The 17886-nt window shown below is 38.4% G+C and carries 10 protein-coding genes and 2 pseudogenes; 6 read left to right on the forward strand and 6 right to left on the reverse strand.

Annotation, left to right across the window (positions count from 1 at the left end; all coding sequences use genetic code 11):
* Nucleotides 1-79 precede the first annotated feature (79 nt).
* Nucleotides 80-1623, forward strand: a protein-coding gene (locus tag VCASEI_RS06840) for an IS3 family transposase (protein WP_110957763.1) whose coding sequence is annotated in 2 segments (ribosomal slippage) — nucleotides 80-545 and nucleotides 545-1623 — 1545 coding nt in all. Because the reading frame shifts where the segments join, the coding sequence is not laid out codon by codon here.
* Nucleotides 1624-1657: 34 nt separating this feature from the next.
* Here the strand turns inward: VCASEI_RS06840 and VCASEI_RS06845 are convergent.
* From VCASEI_RS06845 to VCASEI_RS06870, 6 genes and pseudogenes are all read right to left on the reverse strand, one after another.
* Nucleotides 1658-2077, reverse strand: a pseudogene (locus tag VCASEI_RS06845) (hypothetical protein); the annotation flags it as partial.
* A 359-nt stretch (nucleotides 2078-2436) separates the two neighbouring features.
* Nucleotides 2437-5043 carry an aminopeptidase N gene (gene pepN / locus VCASEI_RS06850; protein WP_086958450.1) on the reverse strand — a complete coding sequence of 869 codons (2607 nt, stop codon included), beginning with the start codon at nucleotides 5041-5043 and terminating at the stop codon, nucleotides 2437-2439.
* A 229-nt stretch (nucleotides 5044-5272) separates the two neighbouring features.
* Nucleotides 5273-5941, reverse strand: a complete 669-nt coding sequence (locus tag VCASEI_RS06855; protein WP_089110749.1) for a hypothetical protein — start codon at nucleotides 5939-5941, stop codon at nucleotides 5273-5275.
* A 178-nt stretch (nucleotides 5942-6119) separates the two neighbouring features.
* Nucleotides 6120-8126: a carboxy terminal-processing peptidase gene (gene prc / locus VCASEI_RS06860; protein WP_089110750.1), complete on the reverse strand. Its 2007-nt coding sequence runs from the start codon at nucleotides 8124-8126 to the stop codon at nucleotides 6120-6122.
* A gap of 17 nt (nucleotides 8127-8143) precedes the next feature.
* Nucleotides 8144-8779 carry an RNA chaperone ProQ gene (gene proQ / locus VCASEI_RS06865; protein WP_086958455.1) on the reverse strand — a complete coding sequence of 212 codons (636 nt, stop codon included), beginning with the start codon at nucleotides 8777-8779 and terminating at the stop codon, nucleotides 8144-8146.
* A 111-nt stretch (nucleotides 8780-8890) separates the two neighbouring features.
* The gene (locus tag VCASEI_RS06870) at nucleotides 8891-9355 is read right to left on the reverse strand and encodes a GAF domain-containing protein (RefSeq protein WP_086958457.1); all 465 of its coding nucleotides are present in this window, start codon (nucleotides 9353-9355) and stop codon (nucleotides 8891-8893) included.
* A gap of 68 nt (nucleotides 9356-9423) precedes the next feature.
* On the opposite strand from VCASEI_RS06870, the gene VCASEI_RS06875 reads away from it, so the two are divergent.
* The 5 genes and pseudogenes from VCASEI_RS06875 to VCASEI_RS06895 all read left to right on the forward strand — a co-directional run bounded on the left by VCASEI_RS06875 (nucleotide 9424) and on the right by VCASEI_RS06895 (nucleotide 17844).
* Nucleotides 9424-11235: an ABC transporter ATP-binding protein gene (locus tag VCASEI_RS06875; protein ID WP_089110751.1), complete on the forward strand. Its 1812-nt coding sequence runs from the start codon at nucleotides 9424-9426 to the stop codon at nucleotides 11233-11235.
* A gap of 15 nt (nucleotides 11236-11250) precedes the next feature.
* A complete protein-coding gene (locus VCASEI_RS06880; protein ID WP_086958460.1) occupies nucleotides 11251-12552 on the forward strand; it encodes a paraquat-inducible protein A in 1302 nt (433 codons plus the stop codon).
* On the forward strand, nucleotides 12542-15184 hold the full coding sequence (locus VCASEI_RS06885; protein ID WP_086958461.1) for an MlaD family protein: 2643 nt from the start codon (nucleotides 12542-12544) through the stop codon (nucleotides 15182-15184). Before VCASEI_RS06880 ends, VCASEI_RS06885 begins: the two co-directional genes overlap by 11 nt.
* Nucleotides 15185-15276: 92 nt before the next feature.
* Nucleotides 15277-16587 (forward strand): annotated as a pseudogene (gene rsmF, locus VCASEI_RS06890) (16S rRNA (cytosine(1407)-C(5))-methyltransferase RsmF); the annotation flags it as partial.
* 102 nt (nucleotides 16588-16689) lie between these two features.
* On the forward strand, nucleotides 16690-17844 hold the full coding sequence (locus tag VCASEI_RS06895; protein ID WP_089110753.1) for an IS110 family RNA-guided transposase: 1155 nt from the start codon (nucleotides 16690-16692) through the stop codon (nucleotides 17842-17844).
* Nucleotides 17845-17886: the final 42 nt, after the last annotated feature.

Consider the following 17886-nt stretch of genomic DNA (forward strand, 5'->3'; position numbering starts at 1 on the left):
GCCAGTATTGATACCCCTCTCTGTCAGACTAGTTGTCGCGCTTAATATTCAACCATTAAACAGAGGGCGTGGAGTAACAATGAAACATTATTCAGCGCAAAGCAAAGAGTCGGCTCTTCAGAAGATGATGCCTCCAAATAATATAGCAATAGCCCAATTATCAATCGAGATGGGGATTGGTGAATCAACCTTGTATAATTGGCGAAAACAAGCAATTGATAAGGGGCATTTAGTGCCAGGTGATGGAAAGAATGCTGAGCAGTGGTCATCAGCAAATAAATTCTCAGTCGTGTTGGAAACAGCCTCTTTAAATCAAGCTGAGTTAGCGGAATATTGTCGAGGCAAAGGTCTTTATGTGGAACAAGTATCGGCTTGGCGAAATGCGTGTATAGATGCAAACGCTAACGTTAAAGAGCAAGAAAAAGCCTTCTCCACCGAAACAAAGAAAGATAAAAAACAGATCAATCAATTAGAAAAGGAGCTACGTCGAAAAGATAAGGCACTCGCTGAAACCGCAGCACTATTGGTGTTAAGAAAAAAAGCAAATGCGATCTGGGGGGAAGCCGAGGACGAATGATCCTCGACTCAGCTCGCATTCAAGCAGTTAAACTAGTTAATGAAGCTGTGAGTTCTGGTGCGCCAAAGTTTAAAGCTTGCCGTGAACTTGGGATCAGTGTCCGGACGTATCAACGTTGGACTGTTGACGGGAACATAAAAACAGATGGTAGACCAATATCTCAGCGCCCTGAGCCAAAAAATAAGCTATCAAAAGCAGAGAGAGATAACATATTAGCCATCGTTAATAGCGATGATTTTAAGAGCTTACCACCAAGCCAAATCGTCCCTACATTAGCAGATGAGGGTATTTATCTTGCTTCTGAATCAACATATTATCGTGTTCTTCATGAAGAAAAACAGCAAAACGCTCGCGGACGTAGTCAGATAAAAGAGAGAAAAGTACCGACGACACACTGTGCTACAGGGCCAAACCAAGTGTGGTGTTGGGATATTACTTGGTTACCAGGCCCCGCTAAAGGGCTGCATTTTTATTTATATTTGATACTCGATATATTTAGTCGAAAGATTGTTGGATGGGAAATTCATGATGACGAATCAGCAGAAAATGCATCAATATTAATTAAGAAAGCTCATTTAAAAGAAGGAGTTAAAGATAATCCTCTGGTACTGCATTCGGATAATGGAAGCCCAATGAAAGGCTCATCAATGCTTGAAACACTTTATAGTTTAGGTGTCGTGTCGTCTTTTAATCGTCCTAGGGTGAGCAATGATAATGCTTATGCTGAGTCGATATTTAAAACGTGTAAATATCGCCCTGACTATCCGTATAAAGGGTTTTCAACAATTGATGAGGCGCGTAGTTGGGTGTTGAAATTTAGCCACTGGTATAATTTTAACCACAAACATAGTGGCATCAAATACGTCAGCCCACATCAAAGGCATTCAGGATTAGCGGGTGACATATTGGCTAATAGAAAAGAAGTTTATCAAGGTGCTAAAGATGCTCACCCTGAGCGCTGGAGCGGTAATATCCGTAATTGGGATTTACCAAAAGAAGTGTACTTAAACCCTGAACAAAATAGTGTCAAGGCTGAGAGTGCATAACGTAGTGATCGCGACAACTAGTTTGACAAACACCGATACCGACAATTTCTTTTTCTTTTCTTTCCACTAAAGTTGGAGCATTAGCCATGAAGTGACTCGTTAAGTCTAATCTCGATAATGCCATTTTGATTGAATCAACTAAAAATGCAGAATCTGGCACAACAACTTCGACAATTGTATGAGTAGATTGCCAACCTTGACGGCTTAACGTGGGGTTAAAGACTCGGACTGAAATCATATCCGAGTCTTTTTCTAAAATATGCTGCCATAAACTCACAACAGCACCATATAGATCCGATTCATTCCTTTGAAAAAGATCATCCTGCGAAATATTACTGTATAGATGTTCTGCTAACTTACTGACTAAGGGTTTGGTTTTTGGTTCTAACTTTTCCTGGATTAATTGATATACTTTTTCAAGTAAAACAGGAACCACTTTTTCACTAGATGGCATCTTTACACTCCACAAAATGGGTACATAGATAATCGACAAGAGCACCTGCTCGAGTCACGTTATAAAGTATACATATTGTAAGAGTAGTATTGATAGAAAGTTAAATCCTTTCCGTTTGATAAACAGGATAAAAGTCGAATATGTGACTCAGGTACTTATTGGAAGTACTTCAAAAGAATAAATGTAAGAATGAAACGACTGTATTAATAAAATATGACCAATCAATTAGCTGATTAATTGATTGTTAAGTGTTTTTTTGTACGTCATTTTTTGGATTAAATCATTGAATTTAAAAATGACGTATAAAAAAACAGCCCGAAGGCTGTTTTATTCTTATTCATAATTTTCTACGTTTAGACTTATGCTTCGAGTGCTTTCGCAATTTTTTCATAAAGATCTTTCGCTAAATTATCCAGTTTAGAAAGCTTTTCTAATTCTGTTCGTATTAAGTTTTGTCTAGTCTCATCAAATTGACGATACTTTAAAAGAGGATCAATCATCCGTGAAGCAATTTGAGGATTACTCTCGTTTAAAGTAACCAGAATTTCACTGGCAAACTGATACCCTGAACCATCTATTGAATGGAAATTAACTGGATTCTGATTAAAGAACGCGCCAATCAAACTGCGGGTTCTATTCGGATTTTTTAAACTAAATGCAGAGTGAGACATCGTTTCTTTAATCACAGAAAGAACATCTTTTGCCGGATTCGTACCTTGTAGCATAAACCATTTATCCATAACCAAACCATCATGAGTCCATTTTTCACTAAATGTACTCATCAGTTTTTCACGGCAAGAAAGTTGAGCTTGATTTGCTGAATTCATTGCGGCAATGGTATCTGTCATATTCGTCGCTGATTGATATTGAGAGACAACCAAAGCGTCACCATTCTCAGTCGTTGCAAGATAAGATAGACAGATATTACGCAATGATCGCTGACCAATAGAGGGATGATCAACCGAATAATTTTCTTGTTTTAATGTATGGTACATCGCCGTCAATTCATCCGACAATTCTGCCGCAATCGTTTTTTTCATAAAACCTAAAGCTTCTGCGATAGCATCTACATCAACAGGTTTAAACCATCCAGCAACTTCATTTTGGCTTGGTAATGTCAGCATCTCAGCAATAAAAGCAGGTTCAAGTACCTCGCTGAGTAGAATGCCTTTAAAAGCATCCAATACATTTTCCGGTAAGACGAAATCTTGATTCGCTTGGTATAAAGTGATGTTACGACGAAGGTATTTAGCAATAAGATTCTGCCCTGCATCCCAACGTGCAAATTCATTTTTTGCATTCACCATTAGGAACATTAAATCAGAATCAGAATAATCGTATTCGAGTTTGACCGGCGCAGAAAACTCTCTTAATAAAGAAATAACAGGCTCTTCATTGATATTTTCAAAAATAAAACGTTGAGATTCTTGTTTAAAATCTAATACGCTATCAATACTTTCACCGTCAATAATCAATGGGAGTACGCTGCCACTTTTAGAATACAATTCTACATTCATTGGTATATGAAGGGCTTGTTTTTCAGGTTGATCTAACGTTGGCTCAGTTGTCTGTTCTAATTCAAGAATAAAGGTATTATCACTTTGATTATATTCTGTTTTAGCTTTAACTAATGGTGTACCAGACTGGCTATACCATAAACGGAATTGCGTTAAATCGACTTCAGATGCATCTTCCATCGCCACAACAAAATCATCACATGTCGCGGCCGTTCCATCATGACGCTCAACATACAGTTGCATACCTTTTTGGAAATTTTCTTCACCTAATAGCGTATGGATCATGCGGATAACTTCGCTGCCCTTTTCATAAACCGTTAAGGTATAGAAATTATTCATTTCTATTACTTTTTCTGGTCGAATTGGATGTGACATTGGGCTAGCATCTTCTGAAAACTGAGGACCACGAATAATACGAACATTATTAATCCGGTTAACAGCTCGTGAACCAAGATCCGATGAAAACTCTTGATCTCTAAATACCGTTAAACCTTCTTTTAAACTTAATTGAAACCAATCACGGCAAGTGATTCTATTTCCAGTCCAATTATGAAAATACTCATGCCCAATTACCGCTTCAATACCAAGATAATCGGTATCAGTCGCCGTTTGGTCATTTGCTAAAACGTATTTTGAGTTAAAGATATTAAGACCTTTGTTCTCCATTGCTCCCATATTGAAAAAATCTACGGCAACAACCATATAAATATCAAGATCATATTCAAAACCAAAACGCTCTTCATCCCATGTCATTGCATTAATTAACGAGGACATTGCATGAGGAGCACGATCCAAGTTACCTTGATCAACAAAAATCTCAAGATCAACTGTTCGGCCAGACTTAGTCACAAATTGATCTCTTAGCACATCAAATTGCCCTGCGACAACGGCAAATAAATAAGAAGGTTTTGGATGTGGGTCCATCCATTTTACCCAATGGCGGCCCCCTTCTAATTCACCACTATCAATACGATTACCATTACTTAACAAATAAGGATTCTCTGCTTTATCCGCAATAACCGTTGTTGTGTATTTAGCCAATACATCTGGACGATCTAAAAAGTAAGTAATACGTCGAAATCCTTCCGCCTCACATTGCGTACAAAATGCACCACCTGATTTATATAAACCTTCCAATGCCGTATTTTTTGAAGGATTAACCTTAGTTACAATCTGTAATTCAAATTGTTCAGGCAGGCCATGAATGTATAAATGTGATGGCGTTACTTCATATTCAGACCATTGCTCTTCATTAATATGAACACTTAATAATTCCATGTGCTCGCCATCTAAACTTAATGTTGAATTCGTTCCTTGTTTAACTACTTTTGATATGGCTGTTATCTTTGTATCTTCATCTAAAAGATCAAAGGTTAAATCAATATCAGTAATCATAAATTCTGGTGAGGTGTAATCTTTGCGGTACTTAGCTTGCAGCTGCTGACTCATTATCAATCCTTTTTAATCATCATTCGAACGAGCTATTGACGTTGAAAAGTTAATAAACTCGTTACTTTCACTCAAACTTGTTTAAAACCCTGCCTCTTCGAGGTTAACATTTTAAACAAGGCTGAAAATAAAATTTATTCTTACACATACAACCAGAATTTCCCATTACCTGACTATGAAAATCCTACTATACCGTACAAAATTAAAATAAATGCCTAAGAATCACACACTATTTCAGTCTGCTTCTCTGAAAAGTGATATGCATGTCCGTCTCACTACTCGATAAAACCAAACGATTTGAATCGATAATATATTGTGAACTCTGCTCTCCATCGTTATATACAAAGTAAATAAAATTATCCTCTATATAATAAATTCCATCTCTATATTTATGCCGTCCTTTGGCGTTATAAGACTGTATTGAGAAATAGAAATTCGGGTATAAGGTTAAATCGATATTAGAAACAAGACTGGATACTACATCTTGTCCTTTCACTTCCGTGCTTTTCCAAAATCCAGATAAGTACTGAGGCTGCACTTTTTGAAAAGCCACACCATTCAAATACAGTTGATTAGCATTCACATCATAAGTGTAATGCTGAGGTGTTTCCGAGTTAATGCCTAGAATAATATCTTGTCTATCTGCCTTGTATTCACCCTGCCAAGAATCAATCGTTCGATCTTTACGTTCAATACGAATATCAAATAAATAGTTAGATTCAAGGCTTAAACTGATCGACAAAAAATCATCAGGAATCGTCTCTGGTGAAGGGTTAATTACTTTCCATTGTCCAATAAGAAAAGGAAGATCAAACAATTGCATATCATATTTCTTAGGTGTTTCAAATGCAGAAGCTCCTAGCGTTAAGCAGCTTAATAACATGACTAAACTCTTCATTACGCCTCCCCTAGATCCATAACTTACTTATATAAACTGTTTTTATATAAACTAAAGCATAGTTCTATGTGAGGTGAGCCGCAAAATGAAATGGCAAGTGCTTAGCAGTTTTAGGCTGTTCTTCAATAAAAAATGAGGCTCAATGGCCTCATTTTATTTTATAAACATACAATTAATACTAAATTTTAGATAAATCAGCCGTAATTGAGACCGCTTCATCTAAATAAGCATCCGGTGCTTCATAATCTTTAGGTACATCATCTAAAGCTTTAAATACCGGCTTTTTAGCTAATTTTTGTCGTTTATTGATGCGATTTAATGCTTCTTGATCCGCTTTATCTGCTTCTAACTCTCTATGTTTTTCATTGAGCGAAATAGTCGTATCATCTTTTTCAAGTTGATATCTCTTAATATCTTGATCAATAAACTTGAACTCGACATCATTCGCAATACGATTAACATGCTCTTTAGCAAGCTGAATGATCTGATCTTGATGTTTCGAATCAGATTCGACTTGTTGATATTTTGCGGCAGGAATTTGGTCCCAAGGCAATGCATTATCTTCTACACTTTCTCCTGTATCTTCAGCCGCAATCGCCGATGGGAAAGCTATATCAGGAGAGACGCCTTTCATTTGGGTACTACCACCACTAATTCGATAGAATTTTTGGATCGTGTACTGAACATAACCGAGCTCTTGATCAAAAGTATCATAGATATGGGTTAATGAACGATGTTGCTGCACAGAACCTTTACCGTATGAATTTTCACCCAAAATAATTGCACGATCATAATCTTGCATTGCCGCAGCATAAATTTCAGAAGCAGAAGCGCTGTATCGATTAATCAATACCGTTAATGGACCTGAATAATTTTCAATACCGTCAGTATCACTATCAACATTAACACGATCATAACTATCACGAACTTGAACGACTGGACCTTGTTTAATAAACAATCCCGATAATCCTATCGCTTCGGTTAATGCACCGCCACCATTGTTTCGTAAGTCCACCACCACACCATCAACATTATCTTTATTAAATTCTGCTAATAGTTTTGCGGTATCTTTTGAAAGTCCTACATAAAAACTAGGCACTTCAAGTACACCAATTTTTTTGCCTTCTTTTTCGATGACTTTAGACTTAACGGCTCGGTCTTCTAAACGAATTTTATCACGCACAATTGTGACAACGTGACTTTTTGCATTTTTACCCGCCGGTAATATTTGCAAGTTAACCTTGGTCCCTTTAGGTCCCTTAATCAATTGCACGACATCATCTAGTCGCATACCGATGATATCAACTATTTTCTTACCATCTTGACCAACACCAATAATTTTATCGCCTTCAGTCAATTCTTTGGATGTCGCCGCAGGTCCACCCGTTACTAAAGAGCGAATAATCGTATAATCATCTTCTGATTGCAGTACTGCCCCAATGCCTTCAAGCGATAAGCTCATTTCGGCTTGGAATTCATCAGCTGATCTTGGCGATAAATAACTAGTATGAGGATCTATTTGACGAGCAAAAGCATTCATATAAATTTGAAATGCATCTTCACTATGCGCTTGAGTAATACGTTTAATGGCATTGTTGTAGCGCTTAGTCAGCAACTCTTTAATTTCGGGCCACTTCTTGCCTGTCAATTTAAGATTTAGTGCATCATATTTGACACGTTGACGCCACAGCTCATCGACTTCTGAAATATTTTTAGGCCAAGCCGATTTCGAGCGATCTAATTCCATGCTTTCATCTGCATCGAACTTAATTTCATGATCAAGTAAAGTCAACGCATACGAAAAACGTTCGTATCGACGCTTCATTGAAAGGTTAAACATATCAAACGCAGCCTTAGTATCACCAGATTTCAACTGGTCATCTATTTCAGTCTCGAAAGGTTTAAACTTATCAATGTCACTTTGGGTAAAAATATTTTTATTGTAATCCAGAGATTCTAGATAACGGTCAAAAATACCTTTAGAAAAGGCATCGTCTAAATTAAAGTGCTTATAATGAGATCGTGTAAAACGATTAGCAACACGCTGGCTGGCTATTGCATGCTGAGCTTCCGGAGTAAGAGTCGGTATTTGAGACTCACTGATCGTCGCTTGTGCTGCAAAAACTGAATGTGCCGCTAGCGTTAAGCTAGCAGCAAGTAATGATACTTTAAATCGGCAATTCATGCGTAGGAATATCCCTGTTATACGCGTAAATGCTCCGCTTTTACGACCATTTGTAAGCCGTTTGCAAGGCGGACACGTACGTCGTCCTTATTAATTTCAACAATCGTTGCAGCCATATTGCCTTGGCCCATATTCACATTGATATCTTTACCAATGAGAATCTCATCAGATTTCAACTCACGAGTTTCAATCTGCGCAACTTTTGCTGCAGGTTTTTTAGCTTCTGCTTTTGGCTTACGAGGGGCTTTTGGCGTCGCTTTTGCTTTTGCCTTAGCCGCTCGTTCTTCACGATTTTTATCAGCTTGTTCTTTACGACGAGCTTGAACACGGGCCTTACTTTCAGCCAATGTTGCTTGAGCATGTTCAACATGTTCAGCTTCTAATTCACCAGATGGGTTACCATCAAGGTCAACACGGGTGGCACCAAGTTTCACTCCATGAAGATAACGCCAAGATGACGTATATTGACGTAAAGCTGCACGTAATTGGGTTTTACTGACTTTTTCATCGTCTGTTAGACGCTCAGCAAGATCTTGAAAGATACCAATTTTTAAAGGCTTTGCTTCGCCTTCTAAAGTAAAGCATTGTGGGAAACGTTCAGCAATATAGGCAATGACTTCTTTGCTGTTCTTTAACTTTTCAGTGTTTTCCATGAGGGTTCCTGGTTGGTGCGTCACATTTACGCACGGGTGTTCATATAAATAATTCAGGCCATTATAGTGAGATGGAAAGGAAAAACCACCAACTCATGTAAAATAACACCGCTAAATGTGTGTTTGAAGCACTAATTCAACTTGTTTCATCAATTCCACCATCCCTTTTTCATCAACTTCAGAGAATCGTCCAATAGTTGGGCTATCAATATCAATCACACCAACGAGTTGATTATTGACTGAAAAAGGGATAACCAATTCAGAATTACTCTGCGCGTCACAGGCAATATGCCCTTCAAATTGATGCACATCTTCAATACGTTGCACCCTATTTTCTGATATTGCCGTACCACAAACTCCCCGTCCAACCGGTATGCGAACACAAGCAGGATTACCTTGAAATGGCCCTAAAACTAATTCGTCATTTTTCAACAGATAAAAACCAACCCAATTAATGTCTTCTAGTTCTAATTTCAATAAAGCACTAATATTCGCTAAGTTAGCAATCAAGTCAGGTTCTGATTCAATTAACGCATTCACTTGGGCTGTGATTCTCTGATACATCTTTAAACTCATGTGTTTCTTCCATCTTTTTTCAATTTACGTACAATACTAAGCTCTGCAAATAGGAATCATTATCGCCAATGGATAACAATCACTCTCAAACTATCAATAAAAGCTGGTTTATTTCTCAAATAAAAGAGCATAAAGGCAAACTTATCTTCGCGAATATCGTGGCTATTATCGCTACATTTGTCAGTGTTCCAATCCCTTTAATGATGCCTTTAATGGTTGATGAAGTATTGCTCAACAAGCCTGCTAGTGGCATCGATTCAATGAATCATATACTACCCGAAGCATTACAAACACCTACAGGTTACATTGCTTTAGCATTTTTATTAATTGTACTAATGCGTGCGGTTAGCCAGATCCTTAATATTTTACAAAGCCGACAATTTACTCTTGTTTCAAAAACAATCACTTACAAGATCCGGTGCCGAATGATTGATAAGCTCGGCTTAATCAGCATTCAGCAATATGAAACACAAGGAAGTGGTGGGATAAATTCACATATTATCACTGATATTGAAACAATCGATAAGTTCATCGGCACTACACTCAGTAAATTTATTATTAGCTTTCTAACCGTTTTAGGTACCGCAATTGTTTTACTTTGGTTGGAGTGGCGACTTGGTCTGTTCATTTTACTCGTTAATCCTCTTGTCATTTATTTCTCTCGTAAATTAGGCAGCAAAGTTAAACATCTAAAACAAAAAGAGAATCAGTCTTTTGAGCGTTTTCAAAATAAATTAATCGAAGTTCTCGATGGCATTTATCAATTACGCGCGGCGAATAAAGAACGAATATATTTAGAGTCATTAAAACAACAAGCCAATGATATTAGATATGATGCCGATAAATTTGCTTGGCAATCGGAAGCGGCTGGCAGGCTTTCTTTCCTTTTATTCCTATTGGGGTTTGAATTATTTCGGGCCGTAGCAATGCTAATGGTATTGTTTAGCGATCTCACCATCGGGCAAATTTTCGCTGTATTTGGTTATCTATGGTTTATGCTGGGACCTGTGCAAGAACTATTGGGTGTACAATTCTCATTCTATAGCGCTAAAGCGGCATTACAGCGTATTAATAATTTATTAGTCATGGATGAAGAATACCGTTCACCTTGTCAGAACTCTCCTTTTAAGAAGGATCAAGCTGTTGATATTAAAGTAAAGAATTTAAATTTCGCCTACAATGATGAGTCTTTAGTCTTAAATGATTTAAACTTAACCCTGCCAGCAGGAAAAAAAGTGGCCTTAGTTGGCGCAAGTGGTGGAGGAAAATCCACATTAATTCAATTATTGATAGGCATGTATAGACCTCAATCAGGGCAAATCCTATTTAATAATATTAATACGGATGATATTGGCTTTGAGCTGCTTCGAGAGAAAACATCGGTTGTACTGCAACAACCTATTTTATTTAATGACACCTTAAGACAAAATCTAACACTTGGTGGTCAACATACTGATGATGAACTGTGGAATGTCCTTAAGATTGCTCAGCTTGATGATGTTATCAGCCAGTTATCAGAAGGCTTAGATACTCAAGTCGGTCGACAAGGTGTTCGGTTATCCGGTGGACAAAGACAACGGTTATCTATCGCTAGAATGCTATTATCTGATCCTAAATTTGTCATTTTGGATGAAGCCACATCTGCGTTAGACACAGCAACAGAGTCAAAACTTCATAAAGCAATGGATCGATTTTTGACCGGAAGAACCACCTTAATTGTCGCTCACCGTCTTTCTGCCGTTCAACAAGCTGATTTAATCTACGTATTAGAAGATGGACAAGTTATTCAAACTGGAACACATGGTGAATTGGTTCAACAAAAAGGGCTTTATCAAACGTTATACGGAAATTCAGCCTCTTCTGTTACTACAACAATTTAATCATAAGGATGGTATATGTGCGCGCAAACTGAGAAGAGTCAAGACACTCCTGATACTATCAATGACTCATTGACAGCCACATTATTTCATCCTGAACAACTCACGGTTATTTGCCCGGGGTGTGATTTGAAAATTTCGACCGGTCATTTACCTACCGGTAATAATGCCCACTGCCCACGTTGCGATACTCTGCTCTATCGCAGTAAAGAAACACGCTTGAGCCGAAATTTCATTTTGGCTATCAGCGGTTTATTTTTCTTCATTCCTACTTTATTTCTTCCATTTGTTACGATTAGGCTAATTAACGTTAACTTTTCCGCCGATCTGATGACTGGATCGTATGCCTTAATAAACGAAGGGTTTATTTTACTTGGCATGCTTGTCTTTTTTTGTAGTGTTGTTGTTCCTTTACTCGTCTTCACTTCCATTATCACAGCTCACTGGGCCCTAAAAAAACAACACTTTTCTGTATTTAAATGGTCTTTATCTGTTTATCAAAAACTAAAACATTGGCTCATGCTAGATGTATTTCTACTTAGTATCGCGGTCGCTTTCTTTAAGCTTCAAGAATATTCAACCATTACCCCAAAAATGGGTTTAGTCTGTATTGTTTTATCGCAAACATTAGCGATTGTCTTAATATCTAGAGTCAGTGTTCGTCGGTATTGGCAAGCTTGGATGAAGGCTGAAAATTTTTATTTCTCCGATGTCGATGTTCACTGTAGCCACTGCCATTTGTCTCAACCTAAAACTCAAACATGCCAACGTTGTGGACATCGCATACCAACAAGAAAACCTCTTTCAATCCAAAAAACATGGGCGTATTTAATCTGTGCATCCATTTTTTTGATTCCTGCGAACTTTCTCGAAATATCCGTCATATTCAGTAACGGCAAGCGTTATGAAGACACGATTTTCTCTGGTGTTGTTTCACTGGTAAAAGGTAACATGTATGAGATTGCTATTATTATTTTTGTTGCCAGTATCTTAGTTCCTATAGCAAAAGTAATCGGCTTGGTTTACATTTTAGTTTGTATTAAATTCAAATCATTAAATGATCACTACCAAAAAATGAAGCTATATCTATTTGTAAAATGGATTGGGAAATGGTCAATTTTAGATTTATTCGTAATTTCAATTACCATCGCACTGGTTGATCGAGACCAAATTCTTGACTTTTCACCAGGACCTGCGGCTCTAGCGTTTGCTGGCGTGGTTGTATTTACCATGCTTGCAGCTGAAAGTTTTGACACCCGACTCATTTGGGATAATCCCCCTACAACCAACAATAAAAATGAACCCAGTTATGAAAAATGATTCTCAGCCAAACAATGACATAAAAATAAAAAAAGACCGCAGAATTTCCCCTTTGTGGATACTTCCTATCATTGCATTATGCCTTGCGGGCTGGCTCGGATATAAAACGTATACCGACATGGGGCAACGAGTAAAAATTCATTTTTCTAACGCTCAAGGGTTAATTGAAGGACGCACAACAATACGCTATCAAGGCTTAGAAGTGGGTATTGTCAAAAAAATCACGTTATCTGATAACTTAAAAGATATTTATGTTAGTGCGGATATTTATCCCAAAGCGACAAAATTACTCTCTGCTAACACTCGCTTTTGGTTAGTAAAACCACAAGCAAGTTTAAGCGGCATCACAGGCCTTGATGCTTTAGTTTCCGGAAATTACATTGCCATTCAGCCAGAAAGTGGCGATCTTACCGAAAAGAAACAGGCCTTCTCCACAAATTATACCGCTCTAAAAGAAGAGCCTCTCGATATAAGAGGACAAAATGGATTTAATTTAACCTTAACATCTAAAGATTTAGGCTCCGTTTCTGTTGGTTCCAAAATCATGTTTCGAAAAATTCCAATTGGAGAAGTCACCAACTTTACATTAGCGCCCGATTCCAGCTCGGTCAAAATTCAAGTTTCTATTAAACGTGACTATTCGCATATTATTAATTCTGATAGTCGCTTTTGGAATGTTAGTGGCGTAAATGCCAGTATTGGCTTCAATGGTATCGATGTTCAATTAGACAGCCTAAATGCCCTTCTTATGGGCGCTATTGCTGTTGATTCGCCTGAAGGTGGTGAAAAAATTGAACCTAATAAAAGCTACAAACTATACCCCGATATAAAAACTGCAGGTCGGGGGATCCGCATTACCATGAAGCTACCGGAAGACAGTAACCTTTCAGCCAATGCACCTATTATGTATAAAGGAATTGAAGTAGGACAAATTACCGCGGTTACCTTAACCGAAGATAAAAAATCAGTGGAAGCGTCAGCCGCTATTCAACCCGCTTTTCTAGATGGATTAAACCGTGGCACTCAATTTGTATTAGAAGAACCCAAATTGTCCCTTACTGAAATGAAAAATGTATCGAATTTCATCCGCGGCAATTTTCTTTCCGTAGTACCGGGAGTTGGACCTAAAACAAGACATTTCCAAGTCATTCGTAATAATGATCTATTACGAGCAACCAATATGACAAGGTCTATCACTCTTTTTGCTGACGATACCTATGGTTTAGAAGAAGGTACACAAATACTGTATCGTGGCATTGCTGTTGGAACCGTTAACAAAGTGCAATTGAAAAACGAACAAGTTCAATTCGATGCTCAAATTGACACTCAATACTTATACTTAATCAAATCTCAAAGCCGATTTTTTATTTCAGGCAGTGTTGACGCAAACTTAAGTAGCTCTGGAGTTAGTCTTTCAATGCCGCCAATTAAACGTCTTCTTGCCGGCTCAATTAGCTTTGATAGTCTTGGTGACAACAAAATAAAGGATAAATACCATTTATACCCAAGTAAATCACTCGCTGAATTGGCTAAGTATGAAACATCCGGTTCAACCCGTTTAACGCTTTATGCCGCCAATCTTCCTCCAGTTTCAATTGGTAGCCCTATCCTATATAGAAACCTTGAAGTGGGTAAAGTATCTAAATTTTACCTTGTTGATGGTGGTGTAAAGATCGATATTAGAATTGAAAACCGTTACAAACATCTACTTAGCGATAAAACGGTTTTTTGGAATCACTCTGGTATTAAAGTGGATGCTGGTATTAACGGCCTTTCGGTGACAGCGTCACCTTTATCAAGTCTAATTAAAGGCGGGATTTCTTTTGATAACCTAGCGGGAGTCGAAAACAAATTGAATACTAACTGGATTTTATATGATGATTATAAGTCAGCTCGTCAGTTTGGACGTCAAATTACGCTATTAACGCCCATCAATAAGAGTGTGGTTAAAGGCATGCCAATCAAATACCAAGGGGTGCAAGTGGGAGAAGTCACCCTAGTCCATCCTAATTTTGAAAATAAAAATGTCGAAATTAGTGCACGAGTATTTCCAGAATATATCAATAATATAGCCAAAGAGAACAGTCACTTTTGGGTGGTAACACCAGAAATAAGCTTAACAGGCGCTAAGAATATGGATACGTTATTAAGTCCTTATATTCAAGTTGAGCCATCAGTCTCAGGTAAACCACAGTCTCGGTTTGCATTAGGGATTCAGCCACATATTGCTGCCGGTACTACTTTCTATTTACAGAGCTTGAATAAAGACTCATTGAAAATAGGTACGCCTATCCTTTATCGCGATTTTGAAGTCGGTCGAGTCACGAATGTCGAACTAGGTAACCTAGCCGATAGAGTCGTGACTACCTTTCAAGTTCAGCCTAAATACGCTTATTTAATTCGTAAAAACTCTGTATTTTGGGATGTGTCTGGTGTAAATGTGAGTATCGGTTTATCTGGTGCAAATGTGAAAGCTGGTACCGTCGACAGTATATTAAGAGGTGGTATATCGTTTTCTACTCCGGAAGATGGTCAACTACAACCGAAAGCATCAGAAAAAACAACATTCCTACTCAATAAAGAACCCCAGCAGGAATGGTTAAAATGGCAAACCGCTATCCCCCAAAATTAATTGAAGTAATAAAATGCAGCTATTTAGCTGCATTTTTTATCTTTTAAGCATAAAATTCGCCCTTCAAATTTCATGTTATCGAGGTTACCCTTTTGCATCCAAATGTTAAGCTGCCAGAAGCATTCTTACAGTTAGTGGAATCCACTATGCCAAGCCATTTATCGATGGATGAATTCATTGAAGCATGTCAAAGACCACTAAGGCGTAGTATTCGTGTTAATACCTTAAAAATAACTGTTGAAGAATTCTGTAGCTTAGCCATAAATAAACAATGGCATTTATCTGCGATTCCTTGGTGCAAAGAAGGATTTTGGATTAATAGAGAAGATGAAAGCGTCCCTTTAGGTAATACTGCCGAGCATCTGTCAGGTTTATTCTACATCCAAGAAGCCAGCTCCATGTTGCCAGTCACCGCTTTATTAAAAAATAATGAATTCATGAATGTTGTACTGGATATGGCTGCAGCACCCGGCTCAAAAACAACACAAATTGCGGCAGCCATGAATAATCATGGGGCTTTAGTCGCGAATGAATATGCAGCCAGCCGAGTAAAAGTACTCAGTGCCAATATACAGCGCTGTGGTGTTCATAATACCGCTCTAACCAATTTCGATGCCCGCGTATTTGGGAGCTGGTTGCCAGAGCAATTCGATACCATATTATTAGATGCACCCTGCTCTGGTGAAGGGACGGTTCGTAAAGATCCTGATGCAATGTCTAACTGGGATTTAGAATCAATTAACGATATTTCAGCGACTCAAAAAGATCTCATCGAAAGTGCATTTCATGCCTTGAAACCCGGAGGTACATTAGTATATTCAACCTGCACACTTAACTTACAAGAAAACCAAAATGTCTGCTTACACGTAAAAGAAACCTTTGGAGATGCGGTTGAATTCATACCACTTGGTGATCTTTTTGAAAATGCAGAGAAAGCCATAACAGAGCATGGTTTTTTACACATTTATCCCCAGGTTTTCGACAGTGAAGGTTTTTTTGTCGCTAAATTAAAGAAGAATACTTCCGTGCCACCACCAGAAGTAAAGAAACGTTTAGGCAAATTCCCATTCGAAAAAGCAAATGATAAATTAATTGATCAAATTACTAATGAGTTATACCAAACACTGGCACTTAACCTACCTAACGACAGCCAGGTATGGATTCGAGATAAAGAAGTTTGGTTATTCCCAACAGCAATGGTCAGCATGATAGGAGAACTTCGTTTTAGTCGAATAGGCATTAAACTGGCAGAGACACTTAAAGTATCAAAGAAAGCTGGGCCGATGTTTCGCTGGCAACATGAAGCCGTCATGGCCTTAGCTAAGGGGGATAACCCACTGTTAGTGGATTTACCCATTGACGATGCTCGCGAGTGGTTTATGGGCCGTGATGTCCGTTTAGATATAGACATAATGACTCCCACGAAGGTGCTAGCCTCCAGTTTCGTGGGTTAGCGAAGCCAGAGCCATAATTAGTTTGCTAAAGAACTAAATTAGGAGGCTAGCATGAATAACGATACCACTCTTTTTATTGGGTTAGATACCCATAAATCCTTCACTCAAGCCGCACTTTTAAAAGATAATCGGGGTGAAACCCCGATTTCATATGGCCGTATTGATACTTCAAAATCCGCGCTGATTAAACTGGCTCAAAAAATTCAATCTCAATTCCCTAAAGCCACTATTCACTTCATTTATGAAGCAGGGCCATGTGGATATTGGATTTATCGCCTTTTAACCAGCCTTGGTTACCACTGCTATATTGTGGCTCCTTCGCTTATTCCTAAAAAGCCTGGCGATAGAGTGAAAACCGATAAACGGGATGCGGCAAAGTTGGCAAGATTATTTAGAGCCGATGAGCTCAGCACAATTTATGTGCCTGAAGCCGAAGATGAAGCTATTCGCGATTTATCGCGATCTCGTGAAACCGCAATGAAAGATTTAAAAGATGCCAAGCTTCAACTTAAAGGCTTCTTTCTTCGCAACAACATCAATACTGTCGTGAAAGATAATTGGTCTAAAAAGCATTTACGTTGGCTCACCGAACTTGTCCTTCCCCATCATAGCCAACAAATTGTGCTGCAAGAGATGATTCAAATCATCTCTGAACGAATGCAACGCCTACAACGACTGGATAATGAACTTATCCACCAAGTTAAAAATTGGCGTTATTATCCTGTAGTCAAAGCAATTCAAGCCATGCGAGGCATTCGCTTACTGGTGGCCTTAGGAACGATTGCCGAACTTGGGGATTTGCGACGATTTGACCATCCAAGAAAACTGATGTCGTACCTTGGATTAGTCCCTTCTGAAAGCTCAAGTGGACAAAAGCGGCGGCAAGGCAGTATCACTAAGTGTGGTAACTCGCGCGCAAGGCGTTTATTGATTGAGGGGGCGCACTCTTATAAACATAAAGCCAACATCTCATCGGAATTACAAATTCGGCAAGAAGGTCTTTCGAAAGAAATTATCGACATTGCTTGGCAAGCACAACTAAGGTTGTGCCGACGTTATCAACGGCTGATGTTTTTAGGCAAGCATCGTAGTGTGGTGGTCACGGCAATTGCAAGAGAAATGGTGGCCTTCATTTGGGCAATCACACGAGAAGTTGGGATACCGCCCATCGATCCTCGCCAACGTATTGCAAGGTTACCCGCATGAATTATGAATTAGTGTTAACGCAACGCATCAAGCATCGGGTGT

This window comes from Vibrio casei, from assembly GCF_002218025.2.
In the GTDB taxonomy this organism is placed as follows: Bacteria; Pseudomonadota; Gammaproteobacteria; order Enterobacterales; family Vibrionaceae; genus Vibrio; species Vibrio casei.